The organism is Candidatus Palauibacter sp., from assembly GCF_965216145.1.
Classification (GTDB): Bacteria; Gemmatimonadota; Gemmatimonadetes; order Palauibacterales; family Palauibacteraceae; genus Palauibacter.
The window spans coordinates 4,176,101-4,193,640 of record NZ_OZ244149.1 but is presented as its reverse complement, the minus strand read 5'-3'; the positions used below and the strand labels follow the sequence as shown (position 1 = coordinate 4,193,640).

At 70.4% G+C, this 17,540-nt stretch carries 15 protein-coding genes; 12 read left to right on the top strand and 3 right to left on the bottom strand.

The window, feature by feature from the left end:
* Positions 1-43: 43 nt before the first annotated feature.
* The 4 genes from ACOOHF_RS18080 (at position 44) to ACOOHF_RS18065 (ending at position 5,623) form a co-directional block, all read left to right on the top strand.
* Positions 44-2,458, top strand: a complete 2,415-nt coding sequence (locus ACOOHF_RS18080; RefSeq protein WP_420462793.1) for a choice-of-anchor B family protein — start codon at positions 44-46, stop codon at positions 2,456-2,458.
* 45 nt (positions 2,459-2,503) lie between these two features.
* The gene (locus ACOOHF_RS18075) at positions 2,504-2,959 is read left to right on the top strand and encodes a CDGSH iron-sulfur domain-containing protein (protein ID WP_420462792.1); all 456 of its coding nucleotides are present in this window, start codon (positions 2,504-2,506) and stop codon (positions 2,957-2,959) included.
* Between the two features lie 2 nt (positions 2,960-2,961).
* Positions 2,962-5,250, top strand: a complete 2,289-nt coding sequence (locus ACOOHF_RS18070) for an acyl-CoA dehydrogenase (protein WP_420462791.1) — start codon at positions 2,962-2,964, stop codon at positions 5,248-5,250.
* Positions 5,251-5,368: 118 nt separating this feature from the next.
* Entirely contained in the window at positions 5,369-5,623 is a 255-nt protein-coding gene (locus ACOOHF_RS18065) for a BrnA antitoxin family protein (RefSeq protein WP_420462790.1), read from the top strand.
* A 32-nt stretch (positions 5,624-5,655) separates the two neighbouring features.
* On the opposite strand, the gene ACOOHF_RS18060 is transcribed toward ACOOHF_RS18065, so the two are convergent.
* Positions 5,656-6,645 carry an ADP-ribosylglycohydrolase family protein gene (locus tag ACOOHF_RS18060; RefSeq protein WP_420462789.1) on the bottom strand — a complete coding sequence of 330 codons (990 nt, stop codon included), beginning with the start codon at positions 6,643-6,645 and terminating at the stop codon, positions 5,656-5,658.
* A gap of 262 nt (positions 6,646-6,907) precedes the next feature.
* Here ACOOHF_RS18060 and ACOOHF_RS18055 point away from each other — a divergent pair, with 262 nt between their 5' ends.
* From ACOOHF_RS18055 to ACOOHF_RS18045, 3 genes are all read left to right on the top strand, one after another.
* Positions 6,908-7,381: a hypothetical protein gene (locus ACOOHF_RS18055; RefSeq protein WP_420462788.1), complete on the top strand. Its 474-nt coding sequence runs from the start codon at positions 6,908-6,910 to the stop codon at positions 7,379-7,381.
* 62 nt (positions 7,382-7,443) lie between these two features.
* Positions 7,444-7,650, top strand: coding sequence for a hypothetical protein (locus ACOOHF_RS18050; RefSeq protein ID WP_420462787.1), 207 nt, complete (start codon positions 7,444-7,446; stop codon positions 7,648-7,650).
* A gap of 13 nt (positions 7,651-7,663) precedes the next feature.
* Positions 7,664-7,822 (top strand): hypothetical protein, encoded by a 159-nt coding sequence (locus ACOOHF_RS18045; RefSeq protein ID WP_420462786.1) that lies wholly within the window; start codon positions 7,664-7,666, stop codon positions 7,820-7,822.
* A 104-nt stretch (positions 7,823-7,926) separates the two neighbouring features.
* Here the strand turns inward: ACOOHF_RS18045 and ACOOHF_RS18040 are convergent, their stop codons facing one another.
* The gene (locus ACOOHF_RS18040) at positions 7,927-9,648 is read right to left on the bottom strand and encodes an NFACT RNA binding domain-containing protein (RefSeq protein WP_420462785.1); all 1,722 of its coding nucleotides are present in this window, start codon (positions 9,646-9,648) and stop codon (positions 7,927-7,929) included.
* A gap of 60 nt (positions 9,649-9,708) precedes the next feature.
* On the opposite strand from ACOOHF_RS18040, the gene ACOOHF_RS18035 reads away from it, so the two are divergent.
* Positions 9,709-10,302 (top strand): HD domain-containing protein, encoded by a 594-nt coding sequence (locus ACOOHF_RS18035; RefSeq protein WP_420462784.1) that lies wholly within the window; start codon positions 9,709-9,711, stop codon positions 10,300-10,302.
* Between the two features lie 250 nt (positions 10,303-10,552).
* Positions 10,553-11,032: a LytR C-terminal domain-containing protein gene (locus ACOOHF_RS18030; RefSeq protein WP_420462783.1), complete on the top strand. Its 480-nt coding sequence runs from the start codon at positions 10,553-10,555 to the stop codon at positions 11,030-11,032.
* Positions 11,033-11,057: 25 nt separating this feature from the next.
* Here ACOOHF_RS18030 and rlmN read toward each other — a convergent pair whose 3' ends face one another.
* Positions 11,058-12,161, bottom strand: coding sequence for a 23S rRNA (adenine(2503)-C(2))-methyltransferase RlmN (gene rlmN / locus ACOOHF_RS18025; protein ID WP_420462782.1), 1,104 nt, complete (start codon positions 12,159-12,161; stop codon positions 11,058-11,060).
* Here rlmN and aspS point away from each other — a divergent pair.
* From aspS to ACOOHF_RS18010, 3 genes are read left to right on the top strand one after another with little or no spacing between them, the layout of a single operon-like run.
* The gene (gene aspS / locus ACOOHF_RS18020) at positions 12,149-14,026 is read left to right on the top strand and encodes an aspartate--tRNA ligase (protein ID WP_420462781.1); all 1,878 of its coding nucleotides are present in this window, start codon (positions 12,149-12,151) and stop codon (positions 14,024-14,026) included. The two genes, rlmN and aspS, sit on opposite strands and share 13 nt — an antisense overlap.
* Positions 14,023-15,063, top strand: a complete 1,041-nt coding sequence (locus ACOOHF_RS18015; protein ID WP_420462780.1) for a PhoH family protein — start codon at positions 14,023-14,025, stop codon at positions 15,061-15,063. The genes aspS and ACOOHF_RS18015 overlap by 4 nt, the downstream gene beginning before the upstream one ends.
* Positions 15,060-17,525 (top strand): HD family phosphohydrolase, encoded by a 2,466-nt coding sequence (locus ACOOHF_RS18010; RefSeq protein WP_420462779.1) that lies wholly within the window; start codon positions 15,060-15,062, stop codon positions 17,523-17,525. The genes ACOOHF_RS18015 and ACOOHF_RS18010 overlap by 4 nt, the downstream gene beginning before the upstream one ends.
* The last annotated feature ends 15 nt before the right edge of the window (positions 17,526-17,540 follow it).

Here is a 17,540-nt window from a genome sequence, read left to right as displayed (position 1 = left end):
GTTCGAATAACGTGCGACCGAACCTCTTGAACGGAGTGGCACGATGACGCCGCCGACGCCCACGATGACGAAACGCGTCCTTCAGGTCACGCTCGGGGCCGTTGCAATGGCCGGGCCGGTTGCGGCGCAGGACGGGTTCGGGGCGGCGGTGTGGGCGCCATCGGGGGACGAGATCCTCGTCCTCAAGCCGGAGTTCGGCCGGGGGCCCGCGTCCGTACTCGTGTTCACGAAGGGGGACAGCGGCTGGTCGCAGACACAGGAAGTGTGGTCGGCGGGCTCGCTCCTGGGGGAGTCGTTCGGCCGCACGCTGGCGGCGGTCGAGGGCGGGTTCGTCGCGGCGAGCGGAGATCCGCAGGTCATGGTCGGCGCGTACGCTTTCGCGCGCGGTGCGGAGGGTGGGTGGACGGAGTCAGGGATGCTGCGGCTCCGGTCCGAGGCCAGCGCGGAGCCTGAAGAGATGAGCATGGGCCGGGTCATGGCCATCCTGCAGCCGCCCGCGCGCGTGGTTGCGGCGGATGGCGACGTCGCGCTCGTCTCGGCGCCGGGCGGGCAGGGGGCCGGGACCGCGGTCCGGGTCTACCAACGCGGGGCCGATGGTGCGTGGAACGCGACGGGGTCGCTGGAGGCCGGAGACCTCCGGGCCAATGCGCGCTACGGGGCGGCGATGGCCGTCCGTGGCGGGTTCGCGGCGGTGGGAGCGCCGGGAGAGGGGACTTCGGGCACGGTGTACGTGTTCGAGCGCGGGGCGGACGGGGCATGGAGCCGGGAGGCGGCCCTCGCAGCGCCCGCGCTGGGCCGGGGCGCCGGGCTGGGCTCCAGCCTCCTCTTCGTCACCGAGGAGGAACTCGCGGTGGGCGCCCCTTCCGCAGATGGCTCGGTCGGCCGCGTCGTGCTGTTCGCCCGCGGGGCGGGCGGCGACTGGGTCGAGGCGGCGACGCTGGCCCCGGGGCAGTCGGGGCCGGGCCAGCGCTTCGGCACCGCGCTCGCCGCCACCGGCGTCGAACTGCTCGTGGGGGCGCCCGGCGCGGCGGACGGCCGGGGCCGCGTCGACGCATTCACGCGCGAGGACGCGGCGCCCGAATGGCGCGCCGCGCACACCTTTATGCCCGAGGGCGCCGACCTCGTGGCGGGATTCGGGGTCGCTCTCGCCCTCCGCCCGGGCCTCGCCGTCGTCGGGAGCCCCGTGTCCGAGGGGAGCGCGGGCCTCACCGCCGTCTACGAATCCGACGGGGCCGGGGCCTGGTCTGGACCGGTGTGGCTCCGCGCCGGGACCCCGCCCGTGGCCGTAACGTCCGCGGAAGTCCGCTGTGAGGACGACGAGGCCGCCGGCTTCGACTGCTCCGACGTCGATCTCCAGGCCTACCTCCCCCTCGCCTCGATCGGGGCGGAGCCGGGGGAGCGGGTCAGCGACGCCTGGGGCTGGACCGACCCCGAGACCGGGTGCGAATACGGCCTCGTCGGCCGCTCCGGCGGCGCGGCGATCGTCGACGTCACCGACGCCGTGAATCCCGTCTACCTCGGCGTCATCCCCGCGAATCGGAGCGGCGCCCGCGACCTCAAGGTCTATGCCGACCATCTCTTCTTCACCGGCGACGGGGCGGGGGACCACGGGCTCGTCGTGTTCGATCTCACGCGGCTCCGGGAGGTGGCGAATCCCCCCGTCGAGTTCGCACCCGACTTGCGCTGGGACGAGATCGGGAGCGCGCACAACCTCATCATCGACACGGACGCCGGCACCGCGTTCACCGTCTCGACGAGCGGGGACGGGCACACCTGCGGCGGTGGGCTCGTGATGATCGACATCCGCCAGCCGCTCGCGCCCGAGTTCGCGGGCTGCTTCACCGACACCGAGGGACTCCTCTTCCAGGGGCGGACACACGACGCGCAGTGTCTCGTCTATGACGGTCCGGACATGGATTATCAGGGGCGGGAACTGTGCTTCGCCTCGAACGAGACGGCGCTCCGGATCGTCGACGTGACGGACAAGTCGAACCCGCGCCCGATCTCGGCCGCCGCCTACCCCGGCGTGGCGTACATCCATCAGGGGTGGCTGAGCGACGACCGCCGCTACTTCTACCTGGACGACGAACTGGACGAACTCGTCGGCACCACGGACCGCACGAAGACCATCGTCTGGGATGTGACCGATCTCGACGACCCGGTCGTGGTCGCGGACTACTACGGACCCAACAACGCGACGGACCACAACCTCTACGTGAAGGGCGACCGGATGTACCAGGCGAACTATCAGGCCGGCTTCCGCGTCGTCGACATCAGCGATCCGGAGAACCTGCGGGAGGTGGGTTTCTTCGACACGACCCCCTACGGCGCGGATCCCCCGGGCTTCAACGGCGCCTGGACGGCCTTCCCCTGGTTCGAGAGCGAAACCGTGCTGGTGACGAGCATGCTCGAGGGTGTGTTCCTGCTGAAGCCGAGACGAACCGAACTCGTGCCCTGAGGGACGAGACCACCACCCGAATCCAACGCCAGGAGACCATATCCGATGTCGAGCGAGACAGTTCGTGAGGGCGAAGTCTGCGGGGTGCGTTGTAACGGCGACGGGCCGCTGCTCGTACAGGGCTCGCTGCGCGTCTTCGAGCCCGGAGCGGAAGAGGCCGTCGGGAAGTCGCGGGCCGCGTTCTGCCGCTGCGGCCATTCCGCCAACAAGCCGTACTGCGACGGCGCGCACCGGGATGCCGGTTTCGAGGCGTCAGGCCCGATCGACACCCGCCGGGCCGTCGCGGAGGACTTCACGGGTGACGCGGCGCCGGAGGTCGTCGTCACGCCGCACGCGAACGGTCCCTACCACTTCGATGGCGTGATCGAACTCAGCGGCGAGGGGCACGAGGGGTCCGCCCGCTTCGAGAAACCGTGGCTGTGCCGCTGCGGGGCGTCGAAGAACAAGCCCTTTTGCGACGGGACGCACAAGGAGATCCCGTTCGAGGCGGACGGCCTCTGACCGTGATCGCGTTCTATCCTCTTCTTTACGTTGCATGGGCCGACGGTGAGCTCGCCGACGAAGAACTCGAACTGCTGCGCGGCCACGTGCGCGAGGCGGGGCTCCCCGAGGGGGCGCTCGCCGAGTGGCTCGATCCCGATGCTCCGCCTTCGGCCGAGCGGCTGCTCCACCTGCTCGATGCGGTGCGGCGACGGGCGGCCGAGGTCTCGCCCGAGCGGCGCCGCTCACTCACGGAACTCGGCATCGCGATCGCGGAGGCCGACGGGGCGCACCCGACCCCCGAGGAACGCGAGGCGATCCTCCGCATCGAGGAGGCGCTGGGCCTGGGTGGTCGCGACGCCGTGGCGACGCTGTTCGACCCGGTCCGGCCGATCGCGCCGCTCCCCGTCGTCCCGTCGAGGTTCGACCGTGAAGCCATGGCCCGCTTCCTCGACGGCCCGGCCGGGGAGACCCGACGCCGCGTGCGCGAAATCCTGTCCGATGGCCGCTTCCGCCTCGTGTCGGGCCTCTCCACGCCGGAGTACCGGGCCCAGGTCACGGCGTGGTGCCGGTTGCTCGCCGACGAGGGGCTGGGCCGCCTGGGCTATCCCACGGAGTACGGGGGCGGCGGCGATCCCGCGGGTTTCGTCGCCACGTTCGAGACGCTCGCCTTCTTCGACCTCAGCCTGCTCACAAAGTTCGGCGTCCAGTTCGGACTCTTCGGCGGAAGCATCCACCAACTGGGTTCAAGTCGTCATCACGAGAAATATCTGAGAGACGCCGGCACGCTGGCGCTCCCGGGCTGTTTCGCGATGAGCGAGACCCTGCACGGATCGAACGTCTATGATATTCAGACGACGGCGGTCTATGACCCTGCGACCCGTGAGATCGAGGTGCATACGCCGGTGCCGGGGGCGCGGAAGGACTACATCGGGAACGCGGCGCGGGACGGCCGTCTCGCCACGGTCTTCGCTCAACTGGAGGTCGGCGGGGAAGGGCGGGGGGTGCACGCGATCCTCGTCCCCATCCGCGACGAGGACGGCGACGCGCTCCCCGGGGTGACGATCGAGGACTGCGGGGAGAAGCTCGGCCTGAACGGGGTCGACAACGGGCGACTCCTGTTCGACCACGTGCGCGTGCCGCGTGAGAACCTCCTCGACCGCTTCGCCTCGATCGATGAGGCGGGGGCCTACCGGAGCCTGATCGCGAGCCCGGCCCGGCGTTTCTTCACCATGCTCGGGACTCTGGTAGGAGGGCGCGTCGCCGTGGGGAGCGCCGCGCTGAGCGCGTCCAAGGTCGCCCTGACGATCGCCGTCCGTTACGGCGCCCGCCGACGCCAGTTCGGGCCGCCGGGGGAGGCCGAGCGCCCGCTTCTCGACTATCCGAGCCACCAGCGGCGCCTCCTCCCGCGCCTCGCCACGACCTACGCTCTCGGCTTCGCGCTCCACGATCTCCAGGAGCAGCATCTGGCTGCGGAGTCTGCGGATTCCGGGGATTCCGGGGAAGCGGACGGTCGATCCGGAACGGCGGCCCGCCGGCGCACGGAGGCGGCTGCGGCGGGGCTCAAGGCCTACGCCACCTGGCACGCGACGGAGACGATCCAGGCGTGTCGGGAGGCGTGTGGGGGCCGCGGCTACCTCGCGCACAACCGCTTCGCCGCGCTCAAGGCGGATTCCGACGTGTTCACGACGTTCGAGGGCGACAACACCGTGCTCATGCAGCTCGTGGCGAAGGATCTGCTCACCGGCTTCCGCCAGCAGTTCGGCGATCTCGGCGCACTCGGGCTCGCGCGGTTCGCGGCGGGGCGCGCCCGGCGGGCCGTGGCCGAGCGCAACCCCATCGTCTCACGGAAGACGAGCGAGGCGCACCTCCGCGACCCCGAGTTTCACGACGCGATCCTCGACGCCCGCCGCACCGAACTCGTCCTCTCCCTCGCCCGCCGGATCCGGCACCGGATCGGGGGCGGGATGACCTCGTTCGATGCCCTCACCGACTGCCAGCACCACGCGCTGACCGCCGCCCGCGCCCATGTCGAATGCGAGATCCTGCGCTCGATGCTCGCGGCCCAGCGCCGCACCCCAACCTCCGGCGTGGCGGAGTGGCTCGAGCGCCTGCGCTGCCTGTTCGCGCTCGCCGCCATCGAGCGGAGCGCCGCATGGTTCCTCGAGCAGGGCTATCTCGACCCGCCCAAGAGCAAGGCGATCCGGAGCATGGTCACGGCCCTCTGCGCCGAGATCCGTCCCCAGGCGATCCCCCTCGTGGACGCGTTTGACGTCCCGCGTTCCTGCCTCGAGGGCTCCATCGGCCTCTGAGGTGCGGCCTTGCGGGTCCCCCGTCCTTGACATGAAGAATCGTGTCACTACAATCGTAGCTATCGGCGACGGGTACGTTTGCGGGGACGAGGAGGCGCTGGGAGAAAGGCGAATAGTCGTGAGCGACGAGCCTACCAGGAGCGATCTGAAGCGGATCGACCAGATGACGGATGAGGATATCGACTACTCGGACGTTCCCGAGGTCGACGCCGCCTTCTTCGAGACCGCGCGCGTTGTGGTTCCCCCTGGCAAGAAGCAGCTGACGGTCCGCATTGACGGTGATGTCCTCGAGTGGCTAAAGGGCCAAGGCCGGGGATATCAAACCCGGATTAACGCCATCCTGCGCGCCTACTATGAAGCACACGTGTCGTAGTTGCGCGAAGTTCTCCCGGCCTGCGCGCCGGCCTACGTCCCAGACTGAACGCCGAGCAGTCGGGCGGCGAGGTCGAGAGCGTCGACCGGCCAATACGTCTTCGGGCGCGGGCGCAGGACGCCGGGGCGGCCGGCTTCCGGACGGCAGCGGAGGACCGCTTCGGTCCAGCGGGTCGGGACCGCGGCCAGCCCGTAGACGGCGCCAAGGAGCGCGCCGCAGATCGCGGCGTTGGTGTCGGTGTCGCCGCCTCTCATGACGCTGTCGACGACGCCTTCTTCCAGCGAGGGGGCGTGCAGTAGCTGCCAGAGCGCGTTCCGGAGCGCGATCAGTACCCAGCCCATGCTCGTCATGTAGTCGTCCGGCGGGCCATCGGCCGCGCTCGCGACGCACGCCCGCACTTCCGCGCAGATCCTTCTATCGTCCGCCCAGGCCACGGCTCGCCGGTACAACTCGTCGTCGGTCGGTCCGGCGTCGATCGCATGTGCCAGCGCCATGGCGAAGAGGGCGTTCGCGTCGAGGCAGACCCGATGCGGGTGCGTAAGACGCGCGTCCCGTCGCGCCCACTCGGCCACCGCTTCAAGGTCGGCGCCGAGTTCCGCGTCGAGCCCTTTGTCGAGCGGAAGACGGGCACCGAAGATTCCCAGCGGGCTGACCCGCATCAGCGCGCCGTTGGCCTCGCTGGCTGTGTTCGGGTTCCCCGTGAGCCCCCGGCGGATCGTCCCGCCGCAGTCGAACGGCCCCGAATCGAGCCATTCCCGGTACGCGGCGAAGGTTGCCTCCGCGTCATGGCTGCCGCGCGCGACGAGCGTGCGGGCCAGCGCCAGCGCCATCTCGGAATCGTCCGTGGGCTGGCCGGCAAGCGTACCCCACGTGCCTCCGTCCGTAAGAGACCGGACCCCGTTGGGATACCGGCGGCGGATCTCCGCGGGTCCCTTGAACTCGACGAGGCTGCCGAGCGAATCCCCGGCGAGCTGGCCGAGAAGGCAGCCGCGTGCGCGGTCGAGGCGTGCGCTATTGGCCATCGTACAACCCTTTCGCGCCCGTTACCGTCCAGAGTCCAGCCATCAAGACTGAAGATGCGAGGCCATTGGTGAGCGAGACAGCGGCAACGACCTGTGATGCGCTTCACATGTGGCCCGCGTCCCGCGTGCCGGTCGCTCTTGTTACCGTCGTACCCCTGGCCGGGTGCGGGAAGGATGCCCCGTCGGCAACGGTTCCGATCGTCGCAATCGACAGCGCCGGAATGCAGATCGTCGCCAACGATCCGCTGACTGCGGAAAGGCAGTGACGCTTGCCGAAGAACCGAGCTTCTCGGTGGGCACGGCCGAGGGTGACGACGCCTACATGCTCTACTTCGTCCGCGGCGCGAACCGGCTGTCCGACGGAAGCGTAGCGATCCTCGACAATGGGCCCGGCCAGATCCGAATCTTCAGCGGCGAGGGCGTGCACCTGCGGTCCATGGGCGGCCACGGAGATGGCCCCGGAGAGTTCCGCATCGGCCGGTACATCTGGGTCCTCCCGGGCGACACGTTGTGGGTCGGCGACTACCGCCCCTGGCGCTTCCACATCTTCTCGTCCAGCGGAGAGTTCAGCCGCACCGTCAACCTCGATCCTCAGTATTTCAATGCCTCGGAGGGCGGCGGGATCCTCGCCAACGGAACCTCGGTGAACATGAGAAGTCCGTTTTCCGCGCCGAGGGACGATTTCCAGCACCCCGAGCTCTGTTCGTCGAAGCCCATGCCGCCGACGGTACGTTGATCCGCGAGCTTGCAGCGCTCGATGGTGTTCGCCAAGGGTCATGGGAGGGCGCCAGCGTACGGATGTCCACCCTCTTCGACCCAAATCCCGCCGTGGCGGCCGCCGGCACAACGATCGCAATCACCACGGCGAGAGAGCCCGAGGTTCGGATACTCGACGAAGATTTCAACCTCCACCGCGTCGTGCGCTGGTCGGAGCGGGACCGGGAGGTGACCAGCGCCCACGTACAGGCGTATCGCGACCGCGGCCGGTCTGATGGTCGGGCGTGACAGCCGTCTGTGGGTGAGACGATACCGTAGGCCTGGAGAAGAAGAGCGATGGCTGGCGTTCGGTCCCCGGGGCGACTTCCAGTGCCACCTGACGCTGGATGAGTCGCTGACTGTCTACGAGTTCGGGGCCGACTACCTGCTTGCGGTACATGCCGACGAACTCGGCGTTTGAGCGCGTCGTCGAGTATGAATTGCGTGTCCCCGACGCCGCCGGGAGCTCTCCCTCGCAATAGTAGGGGGTGGACGTACCGCAGCACCGACGTTTCCGCGGAAACGTCAACCGTCATCCTGGCGCAACGTTTTCACGAGGTTGGCGTCCGGCTCTGCGAAGATGGTTTGGACTCGGGTGGGTGTTACCGTTCCCGGCGGGGACTTCCGAGGCTTTCGCACGTACTTGCGGCGGGTCCAGACGACGGGGGCTGTGCCGCTGTGGCGCGCGCCGCTGTGGACCGCCGCCGCGACGGCGGCCTCGAGCAGGTCGCGGCGAGGCGGATTCTCGTCCTTGCGCCCCCAGCGCAGGATCACGTGGGCGCCGGATGCCTGCGAGGCATGCAGCCAGATGTCGTCCGGCGCGGAGTGCCGGAACGTGAGGTCGTCGTTGTCGTGGGGACCGCGGCCCACCCGGAGTTCCAGGCCCCCGGACGTGCGGAGCCGTATGTAGGGCAGCCGAAGTTCGGGCTGGCGGCCGGCCCCCCCTCGGGCCCCGGGGCGCGAGGGCTTCCCTCCGGCCGCGGCCCACAGGGCCTCCGATGGTCCGGACTCGGCGAGCTGTTCGAGGTGTTTGTCATACTCGGCCGCGCGCTCCGCAGCCGCGGCGATCTCGGCGGGTAGCCGTTCCAGCGCGCGCTCGCGGCGGCGGGCTTCGTCGAAGTAGCCCTCCGCGTTGGCGACGACGCCGCGCGCGCGGTCGAGTGCGATCTCGTGATCCGCTCCGTCAAAGCCCGCCAGGGTGACTGTGGAGGCCCCCTTCCGAACCTCGTCCTTGCGGGCGAGGAGGACTTGCCCCAGGAGGCGCGGCTCGTCCGGGGGCCCGGCCGCCGCGAGCTGTCGTTCGAGGGCGGCGGCGCGACGCTGGTGTCGCTTTCGGCGGGCTTTCAGCCGCTTTCCGAGTCGCGCGGCTTCGTCCCGGTCGTCGTCGTCGTCTTTCGCCGGGAGAGCTTCGAGGAGCGAGGCGGGGCCGCCGGCCGCGACGACCAGCTGCGCGGCGGTTTCGAGGAGCCCGGCCTCGGCCTTGCGGCCCGGGCCGAGAGCGAGCGGATAGGGCTGGGGGTCGGCCGGCCGGTCGAGCACAAAGGCCGGGCGGCGGCCCTCCGGAGGTGTCGCCGCGAGCGCGTGGAGTTCGCGATATCGCCCGTACGTCCCGGCCGGGTCGGCGGCGTCCAGGATCCAGTCCGCGTTGAGCGCGCTCGTCCAGGCCCAGGTTTGCAGCACGGCCCGGCGGCGGGCGGCATCGTCACCGGCCAGCGCGGCGGTCCAGTCGGCTTCCGATGGCGGAGCCGCGATCCCGCGGCGGGCGGACGCCGGGGAGACGTAGCGCGCGCCCCGGCGCAGGGGGCGGTCGCCCGCATCGCGCGAGAGCAACGCTGTTTCGATCCGCCAGCGGGAGTCGCCGTCCTCGATCCGACGGCAATGCACGGCGTTCCAGCGGCGGGTCTGGAGTTCGATCGCGAGGAGTTCCCACGCGCGCCCGGTCCGGTCACCGAAGGTCAGAAGCAGCGCCCGTTCGTCCGCCGGCGCGCGCGCGTCGAGGAGCGACAGGCGTCCCACTCGGATCGTCTTCCCGCCCACCCCGGAGCCCGGCGCGTCACCGTCGAGCCCCAGCACGTACCCGTGTAGTGGATGAAGCATGGCGACGAGCCGTGAACCGTCCTCGAAGGCCAGTTCCACGGCGCGCCGCCCCGACGCCATGCGGAGACCGGCGATGCGGGAGCCCTCCCAGCGATCGAGGATCTCGCGGGCCAGGGCACGGGCGAGGAGTGAGTCGTAAAGGACGGACATTGCCTCTATATTCGCGGCCCCGCGCGATCCCGACAAACTTCACTCCGTGACGAGACACCGTTGCCGAAGCTCCACCCGATCATCCACGCGGCCGGCGCCGAGCGACAGCACCCCGACTGGGCCGTAATGACCAAGGCGCGCCGCCGTCACACAAGGCGCGTGGGCCGGTTGCTGTGGGAGTGGAGCCGAACCCTCGGCCACGACAGGACGAGACGGATCCGCTGGCGCGCGGCGGGTCTCCTCCATGACGCCCTCAAGGACGAATCCCCGGAGACCCTGGGCCTCGAGGTTGAAGATGCGGGGGCGTGGCCCGGATCGCTCCTCCACGGCCCGGCGTGCGCGAACCGCCTGCGGGCGGCGGGAGTGGAGGACGAGTTGCTGCTGAGGGCGATCGCCTTTCATACGACGGGGCATGCCGACTTCCGGGCGCTGGGGCAGGCGTTGTACATGGCCGACTTTCTGGAGCCCGGCCGCCGGGCCCTCTCCCGTGAGCGCGCGGAGTGGCGACATCGCATGCCTTCCGACTGGCACGCCGTGCTCTGCGAGGTGGCGACCGCGAAGATCGGGAACCTCCTCCGGCGCGGCATCCCGATCTCCCCCGCGACCGCCGGTTTCTGGCGGACAGTCACCGTGCCGGCAGGCACGATCCGCTGACCGAGGGGCCGGGCCCACCGCCCCTCCGGTCTTGCGTCGGCGCCCCGGTTGTCGCAAATCGTTTGGTGGAGCATGCGGGAGCATGTGGGGTACGTTTTCGTGGGATCGGGGTGGTCGAGCGCGGTCGGCGGGGGTGGGGCGGACGACGGGAGGCGGCAAGGTGCGTTCGAGGATGCGGTCCAGGCAGCAGGTTCGCAGGGTTCCCCAGGGGCGTGAGCCCTACAGAAGGAGACGAAGCCCCTTCCAGCGGATGGTCTCCGCGATCCGGGGGCTGATCACCACGGCCACGCTGATCGGCGCGGGTGCGCTCATCGGTCTTTTCTGGGAGGAGTGGCAGGTCGTGCGCCTCGCGGAGCCCGCGGCGGCCGGTCCCGCGCCGAGCGCTTCGAGCCTGCAGAGCGAGGCGCCCGAGAGTCCGTCACCCCAACTCAACGTCGCGAACCGGATCAAGGTCGAGGTCCTGAACGGGGTCGGAGAGGTGGGTCTCGCGCGCCGCTTCGCGGACCAACTCCGTGAGCGCGGCTTCGACGTCGTCGCGACGGACAACGCGGACCACTTCGAGCACCAGGTCACCCACGTCCTGGACCGGTCCGGCCGCCTCGGCGCCGCCCGGGAGGTGGCGAACGGCGTCCATTCGGACTCCGTCGTAGTGGTGCTCGACCCCGACCTCTTCCTCGACGCGACCGTTGTGGTGGGACACGATTGGCAGGAGGTCCTCCGCCGCAACTGACCCGGGGGGCGCCGATCCTCGGCGCTCAGCCCTCCGTGGACAGCCGCAGCTGCCCGCAGGCGGCCGCGATGTCGCGTCCCCGCGGCCGCCGCACCGCGTTCCCCACCCCGCGAGCCGTGAGCCCGGCCGAGAAACGTTCGATCGCCGCCGGTGGACTCGGACCCCACTCCGGGCGCGCGGGGATCGGGTTGAACGGGATGAGGTTCACGAAGCAGATGAGACCGTGCGCGAGGTCCGCGAGCGCCTCAGCCAGCGCCGGCGCATCGTTGACCCCGCGGATGAGCGTGTACTCCAGGCTGATGCGCCGGTTCTTGTAGCCCTGATACGTGCGCAGCGCCTCGAAAAGCTCCGGAAGCGGGTATCGCTTCTCGATCGGCATCAGCTCCAGCCGCAGTTCGTGGGCCGGCGCGTGCAGCGACACCGCGAGTTCGAACGGTTCTGGACGCCGCGCGAGTTCGAGGATCCCCGGGACGAGCCCCACCGTCGACACCGTGATCCGCCGGGCGCCGAGCCCGAACCCTCCGTGCAGCGCCGCGAGCGAGCCGATCACCCCGTCGAGGTTCGCCAGCGGTTCTCCCATCCCCATGTACACGACGTTGGAGATCGGCCGCCCCAGTTCCTCCCGCGCCACGCGCAACGAATCCCGGTACTGGGCCACGATCTCCGCCGCCCGCAGCTGGCGCCGGAACCCGAAGTACCCCGTAGCGCAGAAGCGGCAGGCGAGCGCGCACCCGGCCTGAGATGAGAGACACAGCGTGAGCCGCTCCCGGGTGGGGATGAGCACGGACTCGACCCGCTCCCCGTCCTCGAGCCGCCACAGGTGCTTGATCGTCCCGTCCCTCGAGCGCGCCACGTAGTCCGGTTCGAGCGGCGTGAGGGAGAACGCCTCGGCCAGCGCCGGGCGCAGGGGCGCCGGGAGGTTCGTCATCTCCTCGAACGAACGCGCGGCCCGCTTCCACACCCATTGCTCGACCTGCCGGGCGCGGTAGGCGGGCTCTCCCCGCTCCGCGAAGAAACCGACGAGCCGCTGCCGCAGCGTCGCGCCCCACCCGGCGAGCAGTTCGGGACGTGCGCCGCCGCTGCTTGCTGGCGTGTTCGAAAACCGGCTATCTTCCAGTGTGTTCCGCACTTCTTCTGACCGTTTCCCCGTTCCCGCGAGTTCCTCTGTCCAAACTATCGCGACCGACCGAGCGGCGTGAGCCGGCCTCGCTGAACACCGCCTGGCGCGATGCCGGCTGCGGACAGATCGAGGCCTCGTGGGTCGAGCGGGAAGTCCGGGTCATCGGCTGGGTGCACCGCCGGCGCGACCTCGGCGGGCTCTTCTTCGTAGACCTTCGCGACCGCACCGGCCTCCTCCAGCTCTCCTTCCGCCCGGAGTGGACGGACGCGGCCGCCCTCGAACTCGTCACCGCGCTCAACCCCGAGGACGTCGTCCAGGCGACGGGCGTCGTCGCGCCACGTCCCCACGCGAACCCCGACATGCTCACGGGCGAGATCGAACTCCGGGTGACGAGCCTCAAGCGGATCTCCGTCGCCGACCCGCTGCCGATCCTCGTCTACCAGCCGCCGGACGAGGAACTGCCGTCGGAAGAACTCCGCCTCCGCCACCGCGTGCTCGACCTCCGGCGCCCGGAGATGCAGCGCAACCTCCGGCTCCGGCACGCGGTGACGAACGCGGTCCGCGCCTCGCTCAGCGAGCAGGGGTTCGTCGAGATCGAGACCCCGCTCCTCACGCGGCAGACGCCGGAGGGGGCGCGCGACTATCTCGTCCCCAGCCGGGTGCGCCAGGGCCGGTTCTTCGCCCTCCCGCAGTCGCCGCAGCTGTACAAGCAGCTGCTCGTGTGCGGCGGTTTCGACCGCTACTTCCAGATCGCCAAGTGCCTGCGCGACGAGGACCTGCGCGCGGACCGGCAGCCCGAGTTCACGCAGATCGACATCGAGATGGCGTTCGTCGAACAGGACGATGTCTTCCGCGCGGCCGAACGCATGTTTCAGCGGGTGTGGCGCGACGGGCTCGAGGAGGATCTCCCGGCGCCCTTCCCGCGCCTCCCGCACGCGGAAGCGATGGAACGGTTCGGCACCGACAAGCCGGACCTCCGCATCCCGTGGGAGATCCGGGACTTCACCGACGCGCTCACGGGCATCGGGTTCGGCATCTTCGACGGCGCCGTCCGCGCCGGAGGCCGCGTGCGAGGGCTCGTTCTCCCGGGCGGCGCCGCCCTCTCCCGCTCGCGCATCGCCCGCTACGACAAGCTCGCCCGCGAGGCCGGCGCCAGGGGTGCGCTGTGGCTCAAGCGCTCCGCGGACGCTTGGTCGGGCCCGCCCGCGAAGGTCGTGGGAGAGGAGGTCGGGGCGAGGCTCGAAGCCGAATTCGGGGTGGGAGAGGGTGATCTCGTCTTCTTCGTCGCGGGTCCCGATGCCGAGAGTTCGACCGCCCTCGACCGGCTTCGGCGGGCCGCGGCGCGCGAACTCGACGCCGTCGACGAGAGCCGCGAGACGTGGCTCTGGATCACGGAGTTCCCGCTCTATGAGGAGGACGCCGAGACCGGTCTTCCGGTGCCGGCCCAGCACGCCTTCACGATGCCGGCGGATCCCGATATCGAGCGTCTGAGGGAGGATCCGCTCTCCGTCACCGCGCGCGCGTACGATCTCGTGTACAACGGGATCGAGTTCGGGAGCGGCAGCATCCGCTGCCACCTCCCCGAGGTTCAGCGCGTCATCCTGGAGGCGACGGGGCTCACGCCGGAGGAGGTCGAGACGCGCTTCGGTTTCCTGCTCGAGGCCTTCCGGTTCGGCGTCCCGCCGCATGGCGGGGTCGCGGTCGGCCTGGACCGCCTGGTGGCCGAGATGGTCGGATGCGCGTCGATCCGGGACGTGATCGCGTTCCCGAAGACCGCGGCGGCGCGCGGGCTCCTCGAGCGCTCGCCCTCGACCGTGACTCCGGCGGAACTGAAGGAACTCGGTATCTCCGTGAGCGGGAGCGCCACAGCGTGAGTGTGGCGACGGAACACCGCCTTTCCATCGAAGGCGCTGACCAGCAACTCCTGGCCGGCGTGAACGACTCGAACCTCACCACGCTCGCGCGGCACTTCGACATCCGCGTCGTCCTCCGCCACGACCACATGATCCTCTCCGGACCCCGGGCGGACGTCGACCGCGCGTCGCCCACGGCGCAGCGCATGATCCGCTACGCCCGGCTGCGGCGTCCCTTCGACGCCGTCGACGTGGAGCGCTTCCTCGACCAGCCGGACGGGGGCGGCCCCGGCGCCGGGGGGGTCGGCGGATCCGGGCGCTCCCGGGAGGGAGGGCGCGGCGACGGACGCAAGGGAGGGCGCAGCGAGCGCAGGGGCGAACGCGGCGAAGGGCGGCAGGCGGAGGTAGCGCTGGCCGGGGCGCGGCGGGCGATCCGGCCCAAGTCGCCCGGGCAGGAACGGTATCTGGCCGCGATCCGCGAGCGCGACATCGTCGTCGGCATCGGTCCCGCGGGAACGGGCAAGACGTATCTCGCCGTGGCCGCGGGGGTCGAGGCGCTGAACCGGAAGCGGGTGCGCCGGATCATCCTCACCCGCCCCGCGGTCGAGGCCGGCGAGGCGCTGGGCTTCCTGCCGGGCGACATCCGCGAGAAAGTCGACCCCTACCTGCGCCCGCTGTACGACGCACTCGAGGACATGATGCCGCCGGACCGCGTGCGCCGCTCGATCGAGGACGGCGTGATCGAGGTGGCGCCGCTCGCCTACATGCGCGGCCGGACGCTCTCCGACGCCTTCCTCATCCTCGACGAGGCGCAGAACTCGACGACCGCCCAGATGAAGATGTTCCTCACCCGCCTCGGGCTGAACTCGAGGACGGTGATCACGGGGGACAAGACGCAGATCGACCTCCCGCGGCCCGAGGACTCCGGCCTGCTCGAGATCGAGGAAGTCTTGCGCGACGTGGAGGGAATCGACTTCGTTTACTTCGACGATGCGGACATCGTGCGGCACCGCCTCGTGAAGGAGATCATCCGCGCGTACCGGGAGTCCGAGCGTTGAGTCTGTACCGGCGGGTCCGCGACCATCTGCGTCCCGCCGGCCGGCCCCCGGCCGGCGGGCGGAAGGACGCGTGGGTCCATCACGGGTTCCGGGCGGGCGTCGTCCTCCTCATCGCGCTCGCCGTCCCCTGGCTCTTCCCTCGCACATCTCTGCCCGAATTCGACGGCATCGTCCCGGGGAGCGTGGCCCGGCAGACGCTCAACGCGGCGTTCGACTTCAACGTCCCGAAAGATGCGGACCGGCTCCGCGAGCAACAGGACGAGGCCGAAGCCGTCATCACGCCCACCCTCCGCTTCGAACCGGCGCGGGCCGACAGCACCATCGAGCGCGTGCGGGGTTTCTTCGCGCGGCTCGACACGGTCATCGCCGCGGCCGAAGCGCAGGCCGCCGAGGAGGATCTGGGGCCGGCGAGCACGGCGTCGCTCGTCCGGGCCGGCGTTCAGGCGGCGGTGCGGGAGATGGGCATCAACGTCTCGGCCGAGCAGGTCGTCGATTCGCTCGTCATCGACCACCTCCTCGATGGTGAAGCCCGCGGGCAACTGGGCGGGGAAATCGAGGCTGCCTTCGAGGGACTGCGGGTCGGCGTGATCCGGGAGAGCGACCTCGCGGACATCAGTTCCGTCAACGTCGTCGTGCGCGAGGCAACGGAAGGCGAGGACCGGGTGCGGGCAGTCAACGAACTCGTCCGGCTCGGCGATTTCTCGCGGGAGGCCCGGGAAGAGATCGGTGATCGCCTGCCCCCCGCGGGCGCGATGCTCTTCCAGCAGCTGATCCTGCAGGCGCAGCCGACGCTGCGGATCGACCAGGATGCGACGCGTCAGGCGCGCGAACTGGCCCGGGCGGCGATCCCCCAGTTCGAGGGCTTCGTGCTCGAGGGGGAACGCATCATCACCGAGAACACGAGGGTCTCCGAGGAGGAGCACCGCCGCCTGCTCGCCTACGAGCGGGAACTCATCGGGCGCGGCCAGGCCGGGACGGGGACGGGGTTCCTCCATGCGCTCGGCATGGTCCTCCTCGTCATGAGCATGCTCGGGATCCTGGTCTTCGCCACCTATCGCTTCCGCCGCGACATCTACGAGAACCTGCGCAGCTTCTCCGTGCTGCTCGGGCTCATCGTCATCGTGATGTCGGCGGCCGGCGTCGTCGCCGCGACGGGGAGTTCGCCGGCGCTCGTCCCCGTGGCGCTGGCCGGACTTCTCGCCGCGGCGCTGTTCGACAGCCTGCTGGGGCTGATCGTCGTCTCCACGATCACGGGCATTCTCATGGGCCAGCCGCATTTCGCGGGACTCGCCGCGCCCATGGTGACGGTGGCCGGCGGGGTCACGGCGGCCTTCGCGGTGACCACCATCCGCACCCGCTCCCAAAGCTGGGTGCTCGTGGCCCTGATCTCGGCGGCGTACGTCGGAGCGGGGATCCTCCTCAACTTCACGGGCCACTATTCCCTCAACGACCTCGGGACGACCGCGGCGTTCGGGGCGCTCAACGCGACCCTGTGCACCGGGCTCGGCATTGGCGTGGGCCTGCCGCTGCTCGAGGTATTCACGGGACGCACGACGGAGCAGTCGCTGCTCGAGCTGTCCGACATGAACCGGCCGCTCCTCCGGCGGCTCGCGCGCGAGGCTCCGGGCACCTACTCACATTCGATCAACCTCGCCAACCTCGTCGAGACGGCGTGCGAGGCGATCGGCGCGGACGCGCTCCTGGGCCGGGTCGGGGTCTACTACCACGACATCGGGAAGCTGGAACGGCCGCAGTACTTCATCGAGAACCAGCCGAGGGGACTGAACCCGCACGACCGGCTCAGCCCGTGGCAGAGCGCCGAGATCCTGCGCGACCATGTGCGCTCCGGGCTCCGGATGGCGAACGAGACCCGGCTGCCCGAGGTCGTCAAGAACTTCATCCGCGAACACCACGGCACGCAGACGATCCGCTATTTCCTGGAGAAGGCGCGCGCACAGGCGCGAGCTCAGGAGGGCTCGGCCGACATCGACCCGAACGATTTCGCCTACCCCGGACCGAAGCCACAGACGAGAGAGACCGGCGTCGCGATGCTGGGGGACGCGGTGGAAGCGGCGTCCCGCGTCCTCACGAACCCGAGTCCCGAGCGGATTCGGACCCTCATCGACAGCCTCTTCGAGGAGCGCATCGACCACGGCGAACTCGACGATTGCCAGCTGACCTACCGGGATCTACGCATCGTGAAGCGGGAGTTTGCCCACGTCCTGACGGGGCTCTACCACCACCGGATCGACTACCCCAAGCCGACGGCACCCGAAGCCGCCGCGCCGGAGCCGCCCGAGCCGCCGCCCGAGCCGCCGCCCGAGCCGCCGCCCGAGCCGCCGCCCGAGCCTGCGGTTCCCGAGGGGGACGACGGACAGCCGTCGCTCGATCTCGAGCAGGCGGCCCAGGGCGACACGGGCCCGATCCCGCCCCTCGATCCGCCTCTCGAAGCGGTCGATTGACGGAGCCCTCGCCGC

Coding starts and splice junctions, on each gene's coding strand:
- ACOOHF_RS18040 (WP_420462785.1), bottom strand. CDS start 9,648: ATGTCCGTCCTTTACGACTCACTCCTCGCCCGTGCCCTGGCCCGCGAG.
- ACOOHF_RS18030 (WP_420462783.1), top strand. CDS start 10,553: ATGGTCTCCGCGATCCGGGGGCTGATCACCACGGCCACGCTGATCGGC.
- ACOOHF_RS18060 (WP_420462789.1), bottom strand. CDS start 6,645: ATGGCCAATAGCGCACGCCTCGACCGCGCACGCGGCTGCCTTCTCGGC.
- ACOOHF_RS18080 (WP_420462793.1), top strand. CDS start 44: ATGACGCCGCCGACGCCCACGATGACGAAACGCGTCCTTCAGGTCACG.
- ACOOHF_RS18075 (WP_420462792.1), top strand. CDS start 2,504: ATGTCGAGCGAGACAGTTCGTGAGGGCGAAGTCTGCGGGGTGCGTTGT.
- ACOOHF_RS18050 (WP_420462787.1), top strand. CDS start 7,444: ATGTCCACCCTCTTCGACCCAAATCCCGCCGTGGCGGCCGCCGGCACA.